This window comes from Lysinibacillus sp. FSL P2-0066 (assembly GCF_037969495.1).
GTDB classification, from domain to species: Bacteria; Bacillota; Bacilli; order Bacillales_A; family Planococcaceae; genus Lysinibacillus; species Lysinibacillus boronitolerans.
In genome coordinates, this window is record NZ_CP150202.1 from 3,916,414 (window position 1) to 3,937,340 (window position 20,927).

Annotated in this window: 19 protein-coding genes; 5 read left to right on the plus strand and 14 right to left on the minus strand. The window is 37.1% G+C overall.

Annotation, left to right across the window (positions count from 1 at the left end):
- The first annotated feature begins 423 nt into the window (after positions 1-423).
- From MKZ14_RS19545 to MKZ14_RS19565, 5 genes are read left to right on the plus strand one after another with little or no spacing between them, the layout of a single operon-like run.
- Positions 424-1,425: an ABC-three component system protein gene (locus MKZ14_RS19545; RefSeq protein WP_312753481.1), complete on the plus strand. Its 1,002-nt coding sequence runs from the start codon at positions 424-426 to the stop codon at positions 1,423-1,425.
- Entirely contained in the window at positions 1,418-1,870 is a 453-nt protein-coding gene (locus MKZ14_RS19550) for an ABC-three component system middle component 2 (protein ID WP_312753482.1), read from the plus strand. The genes MKZ14_RS19545 and MKZ14_RS19550 overlap by 8 nt, the downstream gene beginning before the upstream one ends.
- 6 nt (positions 1,871-1,876) lie before the next feature.
- Entirely contained in the window at positions 1,877-3,706 is a 1,830-nt protein-coding gene (locus tag MKZ14_RS19555; RefSeq protein ID WP_312753483.1) for an AAA family ATPase, read from the plus strand.
- Positions 3,707-3,740: 34 nt separating this feature from the next.
- Complete coding sequence (locus tag MKZ14_RS19560; RefSeq protein ID WP_053995401.1) at positions 3,741-3,950, plus strand: helix-turn-helix transcriptional regulator; 210 nt, start codon at positions 3,741-3,743, stop codon at positions 3,948-3,950.
- Positions 3,951-3,996: 46 nt separating this feature from the next.
- Positions 3,997-5,040 (plus strand): restriction endonuclease PLD domain-containing protein, encoded by a 1,044-nt coding sequence (locus tag MKZ14_RS19565; protein ID WP_312753484.1) that lies wholly within the window; start codon positions 3,997-3,999, stop codon positions 5,038-5,040.
- 15 nt (positions 5,041-5,055) lie between these two features.
- Here the strand turns inward: MKZ14_RS19565 and MKZ14_RS19570 are convergent, their stop codons facing one another.
- The 14 genes from MKZ14_RS19570 to ligA form a co-directional block, all read right to left on the minus strand.
- The gene (locus MKZ14_RS19570) at positions 5,056-6,300 is read right to left on the minus strand and encodes a DNA cytosine methyltransferase (RefSeq protein ID WP_312753485.1); all 1,245 of its coding nucleotides are present in this window, start codon (positions 6,298-6,300) and stop codon (positions 5,056-5,058) included.
- Positions 6,288-7,406 carry a DNA cytosine methyltransferase gene (locus MKZ14_RS19575; RefSeq protein ID WP_312753486.1) on the minus strand — a complete coding sequence of 373 codons (1,119 nt, stop codon included), beginning with the start codon at positions 7,404-7,406 and terminating at the stop codon, positions 6,288-6,290. The genes MKZ14_RS19570 and MKZ14_RS19575 overlap by 13 nt, the downstream gene beginning before the upstream one ends.
- Positions 7,399-7,620 (minus strand): helix-turn-helix transcriptional regulator, encoded by a 222-nt coding sequence (locus MKZ14_RS19580; protein ID WP_053995397.1) that lies wholly within the window; start codon positions 7,618-7,620, stop codon positions 7,399-7,401. The genes MKZ14_RS19575 and MKZ14_RS19580 overlap by 8 nt, the downstream gene beginning before the upstream one ends.
- A 457-nt stretch (positions 7,621-8,077) precedes the next feature.
- The gene (gene rlmD / locus MKZ14_RS19585; RefSeq protein ID WP_339281022.1) at positions 8,078-9,448 is read right to left on the minus strand and encodes a 23S rRNA (uracil(1939)-C(5))-methyltransferase RlmD; all 1,371 of its coding nucleotides are present in this window, start codon (positions 9,446-9,448) and stop codon (positions 8,078-8,080) included.
- 109 nt (positions 9,449-9,557) lie between these two features.
- On the minus strand, positions 9,558-9,680 hold the full coding sequence (locus MKZ14_RS19590; RefSeq protein WP_004225690.1) for a hypothetical protein: 123 nt from the start codon (positions 9,678-9,680) through the stop codon (positions 9,558-9,560).
- 13 nt (positions 9,681-9,693) lie between these two features.
- Positions 9,694-10,719, minus strand: coding sequence for a cytochrome d ubiquinol oxidase subunit II (locus tag MKZ14_RS19595; protein ID WP_016995189.1), 1,026 nt, complete (start codon positions 10,717-10,719; stop codon positions 9,694-9,696).
- Positions 10,716-12,062, minus strand: coding sequence for a cytochrome ubiquinol oxidase subunit I (locus MKZ14_RS19600; RefSeq protein WP_036076878.1), 1,347 nt, complete (start codon positions 12,060-12,062; stop codon positions 10,716-10,718). The genes MKZ14_RS19595 and MKZ14_RS19600 overlap by 4 nt, the downstream gene beginning before the upstream one ends.
- Positions 12,063-12,504: 442 nt before the next feature.
- A complete protein-coding gene (locus MKZ14_RS19605; RefSeq protein WP_004225701.1) occupies positions 12,505-13,419 on the minus strand; it encodes a diacylglycerol kinase in 915 nt (304 codons plus the stop codon).
- A 72-nt stretch (positions 13,420-13,491) separates the two neighbouring features.
- The gene (locus MKZ14_RS19610) at positions 13,492-14,055 is read right to left on the minus strand and encodes a thioredoxin family protein (protein WP_016995191.1); all 564 of its coding nucleotides are present in this window, start codon (positions 14,053-14,055) and stop codon (positions 13,492-13,494) included.
- A gap of 158 nt (positions 14,056-14,213) precedes the next feature.
- Positions 14,214-15,641, minus strand: coding sequence for an Asp-tRNA(Asn)/Glu-tRNA(Gln) amidotransferase subunit GatB (gatB, locus tag MKZ14_RS19615; protein WP_016995192.1), 1,428 nt, complete (start codon positions 15,639-15,641; stop codon positions 14,214-14,216).
- A 1-nt stretch (position 15,642) separates the two neighbouring features.
- Positions 15,643-17,106, minus strand: a complete 1,464-nt coding sequence (gene gatA, locus MKZ14_RS19620; protein ID WP_004225706.1) for an Asp-tRNA(Asn)/Glu-tRNA(Gln) amidotransferase subunit GatA — start codon at positions 17,104-17,106, stop codon at positions 15,643-15,645.
- Between the two features lie 24 nt (positions 17,107-17,130).
- Positions 17,131-17,418 (minus strand): Asp-tRNA(Asn)/Glu-tRNA(Gln) amidotransferase subunit GatC, encoded by a 288-nt coding sequence (gene gatC / locus MKZ14_RS19625; protein WP_274794581.1) that lies wholly within the window; start codon positions 17,416-17,418, stop codon positions 17,131-17,133.
- Positions 17,419-17,651: 233 nt separating this feature from the next.
- On the minus strand, positions 17,652-18,791 hold the full coding sequence (locus MKZ14_RS19630) for a CamS family sex pheromone protein (RefSeq protein ID WP_339280370.1): 1,140 nt from the start codon (positions 18,789-18,791) through the stop codon (positions 17,652-17,654).
- 119 nt (positions 18,792-18,910) lie between these two features.
- Entirely contained in the window at positions 18,911-20,914 is a 2,004-nt protein-coding gene (gene ligA / locus MKZ14_RS19635) for an NAD-dependent DNA ligase LigA (protein WP_036076877.1), read from the minus strand.
- Positions 20,915-20,927 lie beyond the last annotated feature (13 nt).

Genomic DNA, 20,927 nt, shown 5'->3' on the forward strand with positions numbered 1-20,927 from the left:
GCATCCTTTCCGCCGGACTGCATTGGCGGCAAAGGATACAAAAATAGGTCTGTGCCTCGAAGTACACAGACCCTTTGTCCTGAAAATGAGCGCAATAAGGTAAGGTACTTCTATTGCAACGCATAACAATCCTAAACGGACTGAAACATTGCAATATGTATCCTTTGCCCTTATTGCAAATCAGGCATTTGATATTTTTTTAAAAGAAAAACTCATTGAACGCTGTTAAAATCTCTGCATTCATAAATGTTCACTTCTAGTTAAGTGGCAATTTACGTGATATAATTTAAATAGACTAATTTACTCTTGAATTTTTCATATCACTCAATATCTAAAAAAATTGTATAAAAAAAAATCCTTCCATTTCGGGAGGACTCGGAAAAGTTTGGAACGATTCGGAAACATGGTTAGAGGTGACAGATTATGCTCTTTAGTGAATTTGCGAATATACTATTTAAACATAGTGACAATTCATATAAGTCACATGAATTTTTTCTGTCACTTTTCGACAATATTATGAGAAATCCACAATCCCCTGAAGAAATAATGCTATCTGAAAACGATAAATATAACCCTTTCAGCACCCTGGTTCCAGATTCGTTAAACAGGCTATTTAAAGGGACAAACCCTTTAAATCAAAAGAAGGTACGTAAAGTTATAAGCCGTAAAGATACGGATAAATTTGCAAAATATATAAACGGATTTAATGGGCATAATCAAATGGCAATTGAAGATGAAATCAAAACAATGATTCCAGATTTTAACTCCAATGATAATTTAGGTTATGCTTGCGCTGATTTATTTCTTCAAATTTTAAATGATATTTATGAGGGTAGAGAAACATCTAGTGCTATAGTTTCTAATAACTCGAATCCCACTCAAAAATTAACATTCTTTCCTGTACAAACTATCTACTACGATGAATCGGACGGAAAATTACATGTTGGAAATATAGAGATTTCTATTCCGAAAGAACTAGAGCCACCACAAGATATTGCTCCAGAAGAAGAAATTTACGTCAGTGAACTTCTAGCTGCCTATGGAGATGCCGTGAATTGTAAGGAACTCACAAAAAACGATTTGGATTCTCTTCCACAAAAATATAAGAGGAATTTCTCTGACCAACGAATCAACTATTATAGTGCTGTACGCATTGATCGTTTTCTTCGTGAGTCTTTTGAAAAAGGAGAAGTACATGCTGAAAAGTGGAAATCCGAAACGTTCGATTATATTAAAGACACTCTATGGGATGACTATGATAATGGTTACAAGAGATTAGTAACAGTGATGAAAAAAGTAGTAGATTGCTCCACTACATCAATTGTAAGCAACATACAAAATCTCGTAGGACCAAAAGAAAAGAAAGGAACCTGTCACTTATTGGCAAATGACGGTAGTGTTCGCTGGGTAGACGAAGATGTATAATAAAATTTTTAATACTGAATTTGAAATGTCGTTGAGGTTATTACTTGTCCTATCTTTATCCAAAAATAAAAATCGTACATTAGATGACCTTGTTACAGCAGATTTCATTTCAAATTATTCAAAGGAAATTGGACTATCGGACAGTAATCTTCACGGAGATAATGAATTTAGCTTTTCTGAATTTTCCGCCAGGAGATTATTAGCACAAGGCGCTATAAAGAATCTAGTCCTTGAAAATATGATAAAAGTTTCATACTCAAAAGATGGCTTTCAATACTTTATTTCGAACCGTGGTCAAACATTATGTAGTTCCCTAACTTCAGATTACGCAACTGAATATAGAATATATGCCAAGAAAGCCCTCACATATATGGATTCTAAAAACGACAAAGAACTTCTCAACTTATTCGGACAAGCAGCATCTAAATCACTATGGAGGGAGTAATCCCAAATGACATTTTATATAACTAAGGTTACAGCAACTGGCACCGGGAAAACTCCCGCCACTGTTACATTCAATAAAGGATTAAATATTATTTGTGGGGTTTCAGATTCCGGAAAAACCTGTGTATTAAAGTGTATTCAATTTGCTATGGGGGTTATCAATAAACCTTTTGAACATAAACAAACAGGATATAATAGTGTCAGTCTTGAACTTATGACTTCAGAAGGACCGATTCATCTTTCTCGAAAGCTTGGGAAAAACATAGTAAATGTAGTCACCGAAATCAACTCAATTGAGAGTGGTGACTATGATGTTGATTATAAGACTAATGGGAATAAGCGCCCTGTATTAAATGAACTATGTCTTAAATTAATTGGTATTAATGAGCTGCCAATGATAATAAGTAATCAAGATTTTGCTAGACAACGTTTAAAATGGAATACACTTACTAGGCTCTTTTGGTTAAGAGAACAGGATATCGAAAATCCAAAGTCTGTACTTTTGCCTTCATCACCTACGCAATATCCTTACTTTTTTTCATCCTTACTATATCTTCTCACAGGTGATAATTATCCAAATATGGAAGAACAAGATAAGGATGAAATCAGCAAAGCGAAAAGGGATGCTGTTCGGCAATTTGTAAATGGTAGAATTGCTCAATTGTCTACAAAAAGAGAAGAACTTCAAAATTCACTATTAGAATATAGCAATTTAGATATTGAAGAAGAAATGCAAAAGTTAATCGATAATCTTTCTGAAACTGAACAGACCCTTGTAGCTGCCACAGAGGAAAGCAAAGATTTACTTAGTACTTTACTAGTTTTTAAAGAAAAAGAAGCTGAAACCAAAGTAACTCATTCGCACTTTCAATCATTGAAAAGCCAATATACAGCTGATATAAAGAGACTTACCTTTATCGTGGATGGAGAAGTACATTTACACACTATTGATACAAACCATAAATGTCCTTTTTGTGATGGAAATATCCAACCATCAGAAAGAAAGTCCTTTATTGAAGCATCGAGAGCTGAGTTGAATCGTATCATCGCACAATTACAAGGTTTAACAGAAAGTGAAAATGACATCGTTTCAACTTTAAATGAACTTCAAAAAAAGATTAACTATTTAGAAAGCCGAAGAGCCGAGATTGAAAAATGGATTGAAATTGAGCTTGTTCCTCAAGCAGATAAATTGAGAAATGCAATCCAACAATATCGTACTTATATACAATTACAACAAGAATCAACAGTTCTACACAATGTTTCACAGGATTGGATTACGGAATTACAAAAGCAGGAGCAAAACGAGGATTTAGAAAAACCCAAATTTAAACCAAAAGAACATTATCCAGTAGATTTTAATTCCCGTATAGATAAAATAGCATATTCGATACTAACTGAATGCAATTATGAGAATTTAAATACTGCTCATTTCAATATGGGGACTTTTGATTTAGAAGTAAATGGCTTAGCTAAAGAAGTAAGTCATGGTAAAGGATACTGGGCATTTATAAACACCGTATTAGGTTTAACTTTTAGACAATATTTGCAAGAAGATGCTGTCTATAAGACTAGCATTTTTGTAGTAGATACACCTCTACTTGGTTTAGATCAGGGAGTTAATGATAATGCTCCTACAAGTATGAGAACAGCCCTTTTCCAATATTTTATTGACAGTCAATCTAAAGGACAAATAATAGTTATTGAAAATACAAAAGATCTACCAGACTTAGAATATGAGTCTGCTGGTGCTAAAGTGATTGAATTTACACATAATAAATATAAAAGTAAATATAAAGAAAGTCGTTATGGATTTTTACACGATTTATATAAATAACCGAAAAAGTAATTTGTAAAACGGAGGTAGCAAAATGTTACGAATAAGCTACAATAAACTCTGGAAAATGTTAATTGATAAGAATATGAATAAACAGGATTTAAAAAAAATTAGTGGGGTTAGCTCAGCTTCTATAGCTAAATTAGGTAAAGGTGAGAACATAACTACTGACGTTTTACTCAGAATTTGCACTGCTTTAGATTGTGATATCTCAGATATCATGGAAATAATAAGAGTTAAATAATAATTATTCTACAATTTAGTTGGCAATATTAAGAGGTGTGCATAAAATGCTATATTATACTGGTATCGAAGAAATTATCTTTTCAAAGCATGAATTACTTCCAGAAGAACCTGATGAACTAATTATTATAAGTGGTTATCTAGGTCCTGCTCCAATTAAACGTTTATCAGAATTGAAAAATATGAAAATCACAGTAATCGGTGGAATGTATTCCTCTGGTATAGATGCTAGGTTGTTAGATTCATTAAATCGAATAAAAGAATCTAACGACTCATTAACTATTAGATTTGCAGAACAAGAAATACACTCAAAAATCTATATATGGAAACATAGGGGAAAAGTTTTATCAGCACTAATCGGTTCTGCAAACTTTTCTTCTAACGGGTTACGTACTGACTATAGAGAATCCCTTGCAGATGCAACAAGAGATACTTTTAGTCCATTAGATTTATACTATCAATTTATCCTTGAACACTCATCCGAGACCCCGACTATTAAAGCAAATCAGGAAATTATTGATTTTGCAAATCTAAAAGTTGCTGAAACCAAGGAATCATATAATATAAAACATAGTTTTGATATTCCACTATATAGTGAAGCAAGAGGAGTAAAACAAGTGCCTCTTTCTAGTGGACTAAATTGGGGAAGGGCTAGATTAACAAGTAAGGCCCATGTCGCAGCCGGTGATGCGTATATTAGATTACCTAAAGAGGTATTAAATAGCAATCAGTCACTAATAAATCCCTTTGATCCCGAATTCACTACCCCGGACGGGAGAAGAAAACGAAATTCTGATCCCATTGAATTAATTTGGGATGATGGAACCATTATGGAAGCTTCCCTAGAAGGAGTACAAAAATATAAGGATAAAAAGTATCCTAAACAATTAGCATCATTTTCATCAAAACAGCCTTTTTTAAATGGGCAACGAATTTCTAAAAAAAGTATTCTTGGCCGGTATTTACGTAGTCGTCTTAATGTAGAAATTGACGATGCCATCACTATGGAAACTCTTGAAAACTATGGAAGGGATACAATAACACTCTCTTTAATTGAAGATGGTGTATATTATGCGGACTTCTCAGTTTAAAAGGAAAACAAGAACTTAAATTGCAAGTTCTTGTTTTCCTTTTTCTACTTGTTCTATTATTTTAAATAAGGTTGGCATAAGTTCACCTAATTTTTTAGCAAATAATGGCGGGACAGCATTACCAATCATTTCAAAATTCGAAACCTGAGATTCATTGAATTCATAATCGTCATCAAAAGTCTGTAACCTTGCTGCCTCTCGAACTGTTATAGATCGCATTTGTTCTGGATCAGGATGTATATGTCGTAATCCATCCTTTTTAAGATGTGCTGGAATAGTATTGCTAGGTTCATCCCAACGAAGAACATGATACTTATGAACATTAGTTCTTCTTCCAGTCTTTTGATAATACAATTCGATTAGTGCCTCAGCGGAATTATATTGAAAATATCCATCTTCAATATCTTTTGCAAGACTATAAAATATCTCCTGATCTCTTTTACTATGAAAACGTGAAGAGTGCCCATTGATTTCATTATTATTCTCATAAGCCTGCCGCTTAAGAGGGTTTTGTAATGGATAAATGGGGGGTAAATCAGAAATAGCATCACGCACTGTACTCTTCTTGACTACTTTTTTAGTTGAAAGCATTCTTAAATAAAAATTCTTTAGTATTTCTTGGTAATCTACATCTTTTGAATCCCTACGAATACCAACAATAATAACTCTCTTCCTTCTTTGAGGTACGCCAAAATCAGCCATATCAAGCAAGGCATATTTCCGTAAATCATTTATAATTTCATAGCCAGCTTCATTAAATGCCTTTTTAATTAAATCTGTAATCTTCTCTCCTGTTGGTATAGCCGATAAAATCCCTTCAACATTTTCAAATACAACAAGCTTCGGTTGATAGTGATTAACTATTTTAATATAAGATTCAAACAAAAAATTCCTATAGTCGTCTTTCATTCCATTTTCATCACGAATACGTCCAGCTAAGGAATAGGCTTGACATGGTGGCCCCCCCGAAATTAAATCTACCCTTTTGTCCCCTATAAGTGAATCAAGTCCGATTCCCTTCCCAAACTCAGTATCATCCCAACCATATAGTAACTCATCCGTGCGCTGTATATCAAAGTTTAGCACTTTATCTTTCGCATCTTCATCACCATATTTTGTTTCTAATCTTTTTACCAAAGTACGAACTTGAGGTTTTAACCATTCAACTGCTGCAAGAAGATTAAAGTTATTTGTTTGCTCGAATCCATCTAATAGACCGCCTGCACCTGCAAATAACTCGATACTATTTATTTTTCGCATAGGGCTTCCTCCATGAAAACTTTAACACCATTATTCAAATGCTTTTTCATTTCCTCTCCAATTACTTGTGCTAACAAAGGAGGGACAGCATTACCAACCTGTTTATATTGCTGAGTTTTTGTTCCTAAAAACTCAAATGTGTCTGGGAAGGATTGTAATCTAGCATTCTCCCTTACTGTTGGTACTCGATTCCATTTATAGTGAAAATGATTTCGGTGACCAGTATCTATTGTTTTTGAAGGCTTTTGGCTATGATAACGTGTCCAGGCCTCATTAAATTTTCTAGATTCACCTACTCCCGGAGGTAAGTTCTTATAGTTTCCTCCTTCAGGAACTTGACTAATCACCCATTTTACTTCTTCGGTATGATTGGTTCCAATATGATTGTATATAACATTTGAGTTTTTACGCATCATTTTTTGATAACTACTTTGCGGCTCACAGGTATACTCCATTATACTCTCTCCCAGAGTATCAACTAAAGATGGTAAATCAGATATAGCCTCCGATGTTGTTACATGATGTTTGGAATCTAGTATAGGCTTAGGAAAAGCAAAATAGTCATATCCGAGTTCTTTCTGGTATCCCACAAAGAACATTCTCTTTCTATTTTGTGGTACCCCATAATCTGATGCGAGCAAAGGTGGATCAGTTACACTAACTGCATAACCCATATCTTCAAAAGTATTAATAATCTGTTGTTTGACAGTCCCTTTATATAAAGTTGCCATACCAGGTACATTTTCAATCAAAAATGCTTTTGGACGGAAGTATTTAACAGCATGAGCCACGGCAACATAAAGTTTGTTTCGAGAATCATTAATATCTCGTGATCCAGTTAGACTAAATCCTTGACATGGAGGACCCGCAATAATAACGTCAATATCTCGATTTCCAATCGCATTTTCTATACTTTTAATGGACTCCTCTTCTTTATACAAATCTTCCTTTAAGGCTTTTGCTCCTTTAATATTATGAGCATATGTACGAAGAGCCGCCTCATCAAAATCTATTCCTGCTAATATTTCATAACCTGCTTGTACAAATCCTTGACTAAGTCCACCCGCACCTGAAAATAAATCAATTACTGTATATCTCTTACTCATCTAAAATCACCTTATCTTCTATAAATTCAACAATATCTCCTATTTCACAATCCAAAGCTCGACAGATACGTTCTAAAGCCTCGAGTGAAACTCCTTGGTTTTTACTTAATCTAGCTAATGTAGCAGATGTAATCCCTGAACAGTCTCGGAGTTGTGTTTTATTTATTTTTTTGTCTATAATTAACTTCCATAATTTATCATATGATACAGACATGTCACTCATCCTTTTTTCTCTATAAATAGAAAAAAATTCTATATATATAGAATTAATACTAGGATAATACTACCACACTCATTTCATTTCGTAAACTAAAACTCTTTACCATTGCTCATTCATTTTTAACAGAATAATTGGGCACCTAACAATAATGAACTAACAATCTATTTATAAAGTTAGACATTTTAAACGCCTCGTAAATCCAAACACCTTACATTATTTTAAATACTTAATATAATCAAGACATTCAATGTATTCCATTACATCTGTCCTGTCTCCTCAACCCTACAAAATCATCCATTCTATCTCCTCAACCTTCCGCTGATTTTTTTAGTTGATATGTTTCCTCAATAAATAAAAATAAGGATTTCCAAGGTTAAAAGGCACTGCCAGACATCGGGCAGAAAACCCTCCAATCTTGAAAACCCTCTATTTATCAGTATTTTGAGCAGTCCTATTTCTCCGCCCTTGACATCAAAACAACACACTCCACATGCGTCGAATGCGGGAACATATCCACTGGCTGGATTTCCTGTGTGTGATAGCCGCCATCCTCTAAAATGCGAAGATCGCGTGCTAGTGTGGCTGGGTTACAGGATACGTAGACCACTCGTTTTGGTCGTTGCTCTAGAATAGTAGTTAGCAGTGCTTCATCGCAGCCTTTGCGCGGTGGATCAACTACTAGTACGTCTGCTTCCTTGCCCTCTTTATACCATCTTGGTATGACTTCCTCTGCTGGTCCTGCCTCAAAATAAGTATTTGTAAAACCATTAAGCAATGCGTTACGCTTGGCATCTTCGATCGCTTGTGGGACAATTTCCACGCCCATGACAGCCTTTGCTTTTTGAGCAAGGAATAAAGAAATCGTACCAATTCCACAATACGCATCAATGACACGTTCATCTCCCTGTAAGTCAGCATAATCTAGTGCTTGCTTGTAGAGGACCTCTGTTTGCTCTGGGTTGACTTGATAGAAGGAGCGAGCCGAGATTTCAAAACGTACGTCACCAATAGTATCAATAATAATGTCTTTACCCCAAAGGTTGATTGTGTCATCACCAAAAATAACATTGGTTTTCTCACTATTCACATTTTGCATAATCGATGTAACGTTTGGCACTAGCTTTTGGATTACTGTAATAGCTGCCTCTTTTTGTGGAAACTTTTTCTTTTTCGTTACAAGGACAACCATGACTTCGCCTGTTGCTCGTGCTTTACGGATAACGACATGACGCAACATGCCCTCATGTGTATGCTCATTGTAAGAGCGAATACCTAACGTTGCTAATTCCTTTTTCAAGCCTGCAAGAATTGCATCTGCTTCTCCTGTTTGAATTAAACAGCGATCCATATCCACAATGCTATGCGTTTTTGTTTTATAAAAGCCTGCAATTGCTTGTCCTGTTTCATTTTCAGAGAAAGGAATTTGCGCTTTATTACGGTAGTGCCAAGGTTCTTTCATACCTTTTACTGGGTGAACAGGTGCATGAATTTTACCAATGCGTTGCATCACATTGCGCACCATATTTTCTTTCCATTTTAGCTGCCCCTCATAGGATAAATGCTGTAATTGACAGCCGCCACACTGCTTGAAGTAATTACATGGAGCTTCAACACGGTCTGGAGATGGCTTGATAATATCTATTACCTTTGCAAAGCCATAGTTTTTTAATGTTTTTAACACATGGATTTCGGCCGTTTCGTTTGGTAGTGCACCTTGTATGAATAGTGGATAACCATCAACCTTTGCGACACCATTGCCATCATGTGTTAGATCTTCTATATAAACTGAAAGTCGTTCATTTTTTTTCACGGGTGCTGACATTCGTACATCCTCCATTTCAATCTCCTTATTGTAGCATGTGTTGGCAAATGAAAAAAGAACAAGACTTGGCTGTTACGTGTCTCTGCTAATTAACTTGAAAAAAGAGTCGCTATTCGCGACTCTTTTCCTGCTCTTTTGTAATATGATAATCTCTTGGTGCCCACCAAAATGCACACAAGATCCCAAGAATGACGACAATAAAAGGTGCATAAAAAATTAAAAAACTTTGCATACGTGCTTTCCTCCTATGCGTGATTGTCTTCTTTTCCTGTCACATATTTTTTATTGAATAAGAATAGTTTCATCAATAAATAAAGTGAAGGTAGAAGAAGACACAGTCCTAAAATAAATGCGATAACTAATGCGATCGCCATTTGTGTGCTTGTAAAGCTATCGTAAATGGTTAAGTACGGATACAGTAGGTATGGATATTGAGCAATTCCATAAGCAAAGAAGGCTACGGCAAATTGAGCAATTAGGAGCCCAACTGCAAGTCCGTACTTTTTCCGCATGGCAATGAGTACGACTGTGACAATAAATAAGACAGCTGAAATCGCAAACATCCACCATAAATTCACCATATGACTGTAGCTCTCTGGGTTGATGGATTTCATTTCATACATAATGCCCAGAGCACTAATCATAAGCGGTGCTGCCCACACAAGTGCATATTTTCTCATCAGTTTCGTTGCTTCGCTATCATTTGCTTTATGCGCGTACCATGTTAAAAATACGGCTGAAATATACAATACAGCAGCGATACTTAGCACCACAATGCTCCAAGCAAATGGACTTGTGTATAAAGTCCAGTAGTTCAGCACAGGTTGCCCATCAATTAAATCAACATAGCCTCCACCAGCAATAGCAAAGACCACAGACAAGGAAGCGGGAATTAATAAACCTGCCACACCATATGTCAGCGTATATCCGATATGTCCCCGTGTACCATACGATTCAAAGGCATAGTAGGAGCCACGAATTGCCAACAGTACAAGTGAAATACTGACTGGCACAAGTAAAATCGTTCCGTAATAAAAAGCAGTTTGTGGGAAAAATCCTACGATTCCTACAAAGAAGAATACTAAAAAGACATTAGTAACTTCCCAAACAGGCGATAAATAACGTTTAATAATATTTGTTAAAATATGATTTTTTCCAATAAGTAGGCTGTATGCATTAAAGAAGCCAGCACCAAAATCGATTGATGCGACGATGACATAGCCAAATAGGAATATCCATAATACTGAAATACCTAAAATCTCTAATGTCATAGGATGTCACCGCCTTTTTCAGAGTGGCGATCTTCAATCTCGCGTTCGATTGGGTTCTTTTTAAACATTCTTACCAATACGACAATACTTCCCACTGCTAATACTGCATAGACGCCTGCGAATAAAAGCAGCATTAAATCCACATGGTCGCTCGTCGTAGCTCCCTCAGGCGTACGCATTAGTCCATAAAGTATCCATGGTTGACGTCCAACCTCGGCAAGCCACCAACCTGCTTCAATCGCAATTATTGAAAGTGGTCCTCCCGCTACGATAATCCATCTATACCAACGTGAATGAATAAACTGCCAGCCCCGTGCTTTCCCTACAACATAAAGTAATGAAACTAGCACCATAAACATACCAATGGAAACCATGATATCAAAGAGATAGTGAATATAGAGTGGCGGTAAATCCTCTTCCTCAAATTGATCTAAGCCGGTTACCTCTGCATTAGGATTAAAATGTGCAAGAATGCTTAAAGCATACGGAATTTTAATAGCATATTTAACTTCTTCTCCATCTAAGACACCAAATAATACAAGGGAAGCCTTACCTTCTGTTTCAAAATGCCATTCTGCAGCGGCTAGTTTTTCGGGTTGATATTCAGCTAAGTATTTTCCTGAAAAATCTCCTATTACAGCGGCTGCAATGGAGAAAATCAAGCCAATTTTCATTAATAAAAGTAGTGACTTTTTATGGTATACATGTTTCGAGCCCTTTAACATTCTAAATCCTGCAATAGCTGCTAGGACAAATGCCGATGTCATGTACGCTGTCACAAGTACATGTGCAACCTTTGTTGGCATGGCTGGGTTAAACATTGCAAGAAAAGGTTGAATATTAACAAGTTCTCCGTCTACAATATCAAATCCTCTTGGTGCGTTCATAAAAGCATTAACGATGGTAATAAAGACTGCCGACATCGACGCTCCGACAGCTACAGGGATTAACAATAGCATATGCTTTTTCTGACTATCAAAGCGGTCCCAAGTATATAAATAGATGCCCAAGAATATGGCTTCAAAGAAAAATGCAAACGTTTCCATAAAAAGTGGTAACGCAATTGTTTGACCAGCAAGTTGCATAAAGTTAGGCCACAATAATGAAAGTTGTAAGCCAATTGCGGTTCCAGTTACCACGCCGACTGCTACAGTAATGACGAAACCACGGGCCCAACGTCTTGCCATTAAAATATAATGCTCATCATTCTTTTTATACCCAGTCCATTGAGCAATCATAATCATTAACGGAACGCCCACACCAATAGTTGCATAAATAATATGGAACGATAATGTTAACTCCGTTAATGCTCGGCTCCAATAGACCGCTGATTCATTAATCATCTCATTTGCCCCCCTTAACTTCCAAATATTCTTCCAAGAATAGAAAGTAGCATAATGATTGCAACACCAAAGCTTAGCCATATAAGCTTCTTTTCTTGTGACTTATACAAAGGCAACACTTCCTTTCCCTTATCCATACCCCCATTTTCCACTATTCCAACGAAAAAAACCTTAATAACGGACCGAAATTTCAGTCTATTATTAAGGTTTCAAATTTTGTTCAAGTAATATACGCACATTTGCCAAACATTTTTCTAATTTCATTCACAATCTTGCTTCTAGTGCTTAGTTTATGGGATTTAGTCAGTTTTATTCTAGTGATGGAATTTTTGTTAAGAGGATTTGGAGAGGTAACTTTACCTTTGAGAGCACTTCAAGCAATCAACCAAAAATACAAAATAAAGCTCATCCTCAATAAAATTGGATGAGCTTTTCGGGTTCATTAAATACGGTCTTCTTCTCGAATATCTGCTAGTGGGACAAAGATTTCGATGTGACGCTTTAGGTTTTCAAATGTAGCAGGGGCATCTCCGCCATATTCGCCATCGAGGTTAAGGTGGACCTCATTTTCTGTAGTAACTTTAACAACGCTAGCTTTTTTGTAGATGACACGATCATCATTTAAATGCTCGCCTCTTAATGCCATGGCAGCTAGTTGAATAAATTCAGGAAGACTAACTTTTTTTAGCACTATTAAAGTAAAGTAGCCGTCATTAATACTTGCATCAGGAGCTAGTTTTTCAAAGCCGCCTACTGAATTCGTTAACCCACATAGGAACATCATAGCGTCGCCATCAAATACTTCCCCATCATATTCAATGCGCATATGTGAGGCTTTGATGGATGGAATCATCTCAACTGCCTTTACATAATAGGCTAACTGACCAAGCATTGTTTTCATTTTGCTTGGTACTTCATAAGTTAGTTCTGTAATACGTCCGCCAGCAGCAATGTTGATGAAATAGCGTTCGCCATTTAAGAGTCCAACATCGACTGGTAATGTATCCCCTTGAATAATAATGTCTACTGCCTCTTCAATATTTCGAGGGATATGCACGGCACGGGCAAAATCATTTGTAGTGCCCATCGGAATTAGACCAACTTTCGGACGGTTTTCAAATGGACTTACACCTGAAACAACTTCATTTAATGTGCCATCTCCACCCACTGCGATGATGATATCAAAACCGCGTTCTACCGCATTTTTTGCTGCAAGCGTTGCATCGCCTTCACATGTTGTTGCATGACAGGATGTCTCATAGCCTGCTACCTCTAGTTTTTCCAACACCTCTGGTAGATGTTTCTTAAACACTTCGCGTCCAGATGTAGGATTATAAATGATTCTTGCTCGTTTCATAACATACCTTCCTGCTTCATAAGATTCTACTTCATTCAACGATTTATACGTTGAAATGTTGCAATGCTCTTGTTATTTTTGTAATGCTTCTGTTACTTGCTTCTTAAAGTCCTCATAAACATATGTCCAATATGTTTGATTTGAGATATTTTCCTCACGAATTTCTGCATACAGAGCCTTTTGAGCCTCTTCAAATGTTGGATCTTCTTTATCTGGTAAGCTTGCTCGTTTCGTTACGACGAACTCTTGTAATTCAGGTGCACGTGGTCCCCATTTTCCAATCACTTCACCAGCATCATCTAGTAAGAGATAAATCGGAATTGCACGACCACCGTTTGTTAAATATCGATCAATTAGCTCTGTATCAGCATCACGGAAAACAGTACGCATTTCTAATCCTGCTGCTTCAGCAACACGGCGAATAATCGGATTATTTAACATTGCGTCTCCGCACCAATCTTCTGTAATGGTTAAAATGTTAGGTTGCTTTTCCTTTAATAACTCGATAAAACCATCGTTTGTTGGTACTTGAAAGCCATCATAAATACGAAAGCTTTCTTCTTTCAACGTCGTCATGTTCTCCATATATTGTTGTATTGATATAGCTTCATTAAAATACTGTTGTTCTGTTTTCATTGGCTCGTCCCCCTTATTATTATCTATTCTATATTTTGCTATGAATACTCTTTTTAAACAACTATTAAGTTTCGTAAAATGCAAATTTGTTACATTTTTTGCAAATTAATAGCCGAGGGAGCAAGGAAGCTCTCTCGGCTATTATGTTACAACGAGTATTATCGTTTGGCAATTTCTTGTTGTAATAATTTATTAACCATTGGTGGGTTAGCTTGACCTTTTGTTGCCTTCATAATTTGACCAACTAAGAAGCCAATCGCACGGTCTTTACCATTTTTGAAGTCCTCGATAGATTGGGCATTGTTATCTAAAACTTCTGTTACGATAGCTAGTAATGCACCTTCATCGGAGATTTGAACTAAGCCTTTTGCTTTCACAATATCCTGTGCAGAGCCGCCATTTTCTACTAATTCAGCAAATACTTTTTTACCGATCTTAGAAGAAATTGTACCGTCCGTGATTAATTTCACCATTTCAGCAAGGTTTTCTGGTGTTAATGCTGTATCTTTAAGATCTTTTTGCTCTGCGTTTAAATAAGCAGAAACATCACCCATTAACCAGTTAGCAGAAAGCTTAGCATCTGCACCATTTGCTACCATTGCCTCGAAGAAGTCTGAGATTTCTTTAGAAATAACAAGCACACCTGCATCATATGGTGTTAAGCCTAATTCTTCAACGTAACGTTTTTTACGTGCATCTGGAAGCTCAGGAATTTCAGATTTTACACGCTCTAACCATTCGTCATCAATAGAAAGACGAACTAAGTCTGGCTCAGGGAAGTAGCGGTAATCATCTGTTCCCTCTTTAACACGCATTAAAATTGTTTTACCTGTTTTTTCATCAAAACGACGTGTTTCTTGCTCAATCACGCCACCTGATAACAATACATCTGCTTGACGTAATTCTTCATGCTCTAAACCACGACGAACATAGTTGAAAGAGTTCAGATTTTTAAGCTCTGTTTTTGTACCAAATTCTTCTTGACCATACGGGCGAATAGAAATATTGGCATCACAACGTAGTGAGCCTTCTTCCATCTTACAATCAGATACGTCAGTATATTGAATAATCGATTTTAATTTTTCTAGGTATGCATATGCTTCGTTTGGTGTACGAATATCTGGTTCAGAAACGATTTCAACCAGTGGTGTACCTTGACGGTTAAAGTCAACTAGTGAGTGGTCACCAGCATGTGAAAGCTTACCAGCATCTTCTTCCATATGAAGACGTGTGATACCGATACGTTTTGTATAGCCGTCTACTTCAATATCAATCCAACCATTTTTACCAATTGGTTTATCGAATTGTGAAATTTGATAAGCTTTCGGATTATCTGGATAGAAGTAGTTTTTACGGTCAAATTTTGTCTCTTGTTCGATTTCCATATTGAGTGCAAGCGCTGCACGCATAGCGAAATCTACTACATTTTTGTTTAGGACTGGTAGGACCCCAGGATAGCCTAAATCAATTACTGTTGTATTTGTATTTGGTTCAGCACCAAAGTGAGCTGGTGCTGGAGAGAAGATTTTTGAGTTTGTTTTCAACTCAACGTGTACTTCTAAACCAATGACTGTTTCAAAGTTCATGTTATTTTCCCTCCCACATTTGAGGAACTTCTTTATGGAACTCAGTTGCTTGTTCAAAAGCATGAGCTACACGGTAAATAGTCGCTTCATCGAAGTATTTACCAATTATTTGTAAACCTAATGGTAGACCATTTTCAAAGCCACAAGGAATTGAAATCGCTGGTACACCTGCTAAGTTCATCGGGATTGTTAAAATATCGTTAGCATACATTGTCATTGGGTCATCAACGTTTTCACCAATTTTGAATGCTGGTGTTGGAGCTGTTGGTCCAATGATAACATCAAAGTCTTCAAATACTTTATCATAGTCTGCTTTGATCAGTGTACGTGCTTGTTGTGCTTTTTTGTAGTACGCATCATACGTACCTGCACTTAGTGAGTAAGTACCTAGCATGATACGACGTTTTACTTCATCACCAAAGCCTTGTGCACGTGTTTCTTTATAAAGATCCATTAAATTTGTCACATTTTCTGCACGGAAACCATAACGGATACCATCGAAACGAGATAAGTTAGAAGACGCTTCAGATGAAGAAAGGATATAGTACGCAGCTAGTGCATATTTCGAGTGAGGAAGTGATACTTCTTCTACAGTAGCGCCTAAGCCTTTTAATACCTCTAATGCTGCAAGCACTGATTGACGAGCTGCTTCACCAACACCCTCACCAAGGAATTCCTTTGGTACTGCGATACGTAAGCCCTTTACATCACCAGTAAGAGCTGCAGCGTAATTTGGCACCTCAACATTCGCAGAAGTCGAATCATTTGGATCTAATCCAGCAATGGCTTCTAGTAATAGCGCATTATCTTCAACATTGCGTGTAATTGGCCCAATTTGATCTAGAGAAGATGCGAATGCAACTAGACCAAAACGAGATACACGACCATATGTAGGTTTCATCCCTACAACACCGCAGTAAGCTGCAGGTTGACGAATTGAACCACCTGTATCTGAACCAAGAGAGAATGGTACTTCACCTGCTGCTACTGCTGCTGCAGATGCACCTGAAGATCCTCCTGGTACGTGGTTTAAGTTCCATGGATTTTTTGTTGTTTTATAGTATGAGTTTTCGTTTGAAGAACCCATTGCAAATTCGTCCATGTTTAATTTACCGACTGTAATCATGCCAGCTTCACGTAGCTTGTTGACAACAGTTGCATCATAGATTGGCATAAAGCCTTCCAGAATTTTAGAGGCACATGTTGTTTCTAAGCCTTCTGTTACGATGTTGTCTTTCACACCGATTGGTAGACCGAATAATGGTCCACGCTTTTCAAATGGTACTTTATCCATTTCAGCAGCTTGGGCAGTTGCTTTTTCTTCGTTTGAAGCAAGGAATGCTTGTACATCGCCATCAAGCTTTGCAATACGCTCGTATGCTTCTTTCGTTAAGTCAGCGATTGATAAGTTACCCGCTTTAATTTCCGCTTGTAACTCCTTAGCTGAACGTTCAAATAACGTCATGAGGAATCCTCCTATGTTTTAGTATTACATGATAGCTGGTACTTTTACTTGACCATCTTCTTGTTCTTTTACGTTTAACATCATTACTTCGCGGTCTAAACCTTTTACTGCTACATCTTCACGCATTACATTCACTAATGGTAAAACGTGCGTTGTTGGTTCAACATTTGTTGTATCCAGTTCATTTAACTGCTCCGCAAATTCAGTAATTTTTCCAAGCTGTTCAGCAAATTTCTCTGCTTCTTCTTCTGTAATTGCAAGACGCGCTAAATTTGCCACGTGCTTTACTTCTTCTTTTGTTAATTTAGCCATTTTTCACACCTCCGAATACTTGTTCAATTCATTGTTTTTATTGATAACAATAGGGTTGAATAAAGTTAACCATGCCAATAATCATAACATTTTTCATATTAAAAATCACAACTTTCACTAAAAATATAGAAACTTTCACTACTATAACAAAGTGTTGTCTCTATCACCCTGTAGTGTTCCTCAATTTCTATCCATCTATATAAAAAATATAGCCAGCACAAAGGCTGACTATATTAATCATAAACATGCACATAAGGGTCTTTGTCGTTGGGCTTTTTAATGATTAATGCCTCAGGACCATTCACTGAAGTAACACTCACTTCCACATGAATATTATCAAATTGATTGATTAATATACCCGTCAAATATTGTGTAAATCCTATTATTTCTGCTTTACCGAAAAATTGGATCGGAATTTCAATCGAAAGATTTTGTATTTGTTTATTACGATAAAAACCAGTACCAATCACACTTGTGTAGTTAGAGAAGTATTTATCAACATCTTGTTTAAAATTCTTGAAGTTATTGTTGATGTCTCGGTATACATCTTGTGAATCATCTGTTGGGAATAAGACGTAATTTTCATCTATACCTTTCCACTCATCGATGTTATTCTGTCCAGATTTTGCTACACCATAACTAAAATAGGTCCCTGGAATAATTTGATTGCGGGCTTGTTGCTTAAACAAACCAACCACAATCGGTACATCCTTTAACTCATCACGTGAACGTAAACGAGAAACGATTTCAGCAGCCATTTTTTTGCCTTGCTCAATAAGAGTAGACTCTGAAATTGGTTCCTCGTAATATTCGCCATACTGTTCTTTTTGATAATAATAGATAGAATTTAAGGCAAGACCGATTGAAATCCCACCTAGTTTTACTTTATTATCCTTCGTTTTTGTTAAGTAGTTTTGCTCTACAATATGGGATAAATAAACTGGAGCCTTTGTTGCTCGCTCCTCTGGTGTCATTGTATCTGTTGTCGGTGGATTTAATCCATCCTCTGTTTGTGAACTACGAGCAAGCCAAGAGCTTACTGTACTTTCAGCTAAATATTGACCTTCTTGGAAGTAGTAGTTTTCTGTGTCGAACTCATTTTGAGATAAACGCATTAAACCTGATTCAACTTCCTTCATATCATATTTCGTATAAACGTTAGATACCACTAGACCTCTACTTGCACTCTCTTTATAAGGGATAAGCGTCTTATAATAAGATTCATCAATTTGTATGCTTGGGATAATTGTTGTTTCAGCTTTTTCTTTCTGTTGCGTTTCCTGTGTAAGCTCTGTCTCCTTCTTATCAGAAGGCACACAGCCGACTAGCATTGCAGCAGCTACGATTGCTGGAATGAGTCGAAAAGACTTCATTATTTAGTGCTCCTTTACTAATAGTCAATTTTAGGTCGACGAATCTTTTCGACGCCTTGATGTAACGGTTGTGCACTCCACATCGCTTCCTTCTTAGAAGGGTGAATGTTGTGCGCTTATTAGATGAGGTTAAGTTGTTCAATTAAGTTATCTTCAGTCCAAACTTCAATACCTAGTTGCTCAGCCTTTGTTAGTTTAGAGCCTGCATCCGCACCTGCGATCACCAGATCCGTTTTTTTGCTGACACTACCCGTGACTGTACCACCTAACTCTTCTATTTTCGCTTTTGCTTCGTTGCGTGTCAATTGCTCAAGTTTACCAGTTAAGACAATTGTTTTACCTGCAAAAGGACTATCACCTATCGCCACTTCTACTTTTTTACCTTTATATGTCATATTCACGCCTGCCTCAGCAAGACGCCCAATGACTGCTCGTGCATCTTCATTCGAGAAATACTCCACTAACGATGAAGCCATTTTATCGCCAATTTCATAAATTGCCACAAGCTGTTCCTCTGTTGCAGCCATCACCGCTTCCATTGAACCAAATTCCTCTGATACGATTTTGGCTGCTTTTTCACCAACATGCCGAATTCCTAGTCCAATTAATAAACGCTCCATCGAATTTTCCTTCGAAGCTTGAATAGCATTTACTAAATTAGTGGCTGATTTTTCGCCCATACGTTCCAATTCCACCAGTTGCTCCACCGTTAAATGATAGAGATCTGAAACATCATGTATTAAATCTGCACGCAATAATTGCTCCACTACTTTATCCCCAAGACCATCAATATTCATGGCGTTTCGAGAAACAAAATATTTTATGCTCTCTGCAATTTGGGCAAAGCAGGCTGGATTTACACAGCGCAGGGCCACTTCGCCTTCAATACGAATCAATTCACTATCACAAACAGGGCAATTTTTTGGCATAACAAAAGGTACTGAATCCTCAGGACGTTGCTCTATTAGCACACCTACAACTTGAGGGATAATGTCTCCAGCCTTTCGAATAATAACTGTATCTCCAAGACGAATATCCTTATCACGGATTAAATCCTCATTGTGTAAAGAAGCGCGTTGAACCGTTGTTCCCGCTACTTGGACTGGAGTTAAAATCGCTGTGGGAGTAACAACACCTGTACGTCCTACTGTTAAATCAATATCAAGTAACGTTGTAACAACTTCTTCTGCTGGGAACTTATAAGCAATCGCCCAACGTGGACTTTTTGCCGTATAGCCTAGCTCGTCTTGCTGTGCATAACGATCCACCTTAATCACGATACCATCAATTTCGTACGCTAAAGTTGGACGATTTTCTGTCCAATGTTCTATAAAGGCCATTACTTCTTCAATGGTTGTGCAACGTTGACGCTCTTTGTTAGAAGGGAACCCAAGCCCCTCTAAATAATCAAGCATTTCTGCATGTCCATCCATTCCATAAACCTCACCATCTCCACCAATGGCATAGATAAAAGTTGATAGTTGGCGACTTGCTGCAATTTTAGGATCTAATTGACGTAATGAGCCAGCAGCGGCATTCCGTGGATTAGCAAATAATTCTTCCCCATTGCTGGCACGTTGCGCATTTAATTTTTCAAATGATTTTTTTGGCATGTACGCCTCACCGCGTACTTCGATTGTAATAGGCTCTTTTAAACGTAATGGGATCGCTCGAATGGTCTTTAAATTGGCGGTAATGTCTTCTCCTATCACACCATCTCCTCTTGTAGCCCCTTGTACAAACATGCCATTTTCATATTTTAATGAAATAGCCAAACCATCTATTTTTAGCTCGCATACATAAGAAAATTGGTCTCCGATTGCCTGACGCACTTTACGATCAAATTCTCGTAAGTCCGCTTCATTAAAAGCATTTGAAAGACTAAGCATTGGGTAATCATGAGTCACTTTCCTAAAGCCCTCTACCACTGCTCCACCAACACGCTGCGTAGGAGAATCGGGGTAAATAAGGGATGGGTTCGCTTCTTCTAATGCAATCAGTTCCTGTAATAGCTGGTCATAGACACTATCTGCTACGACAGGTTTATCTAATACATAATAGGCATAGCCATATTCATGTAATAATTTATTTAACTCCGCTATTCGCTGTTCTATTTCGTTCATTTACCGTTCCTCC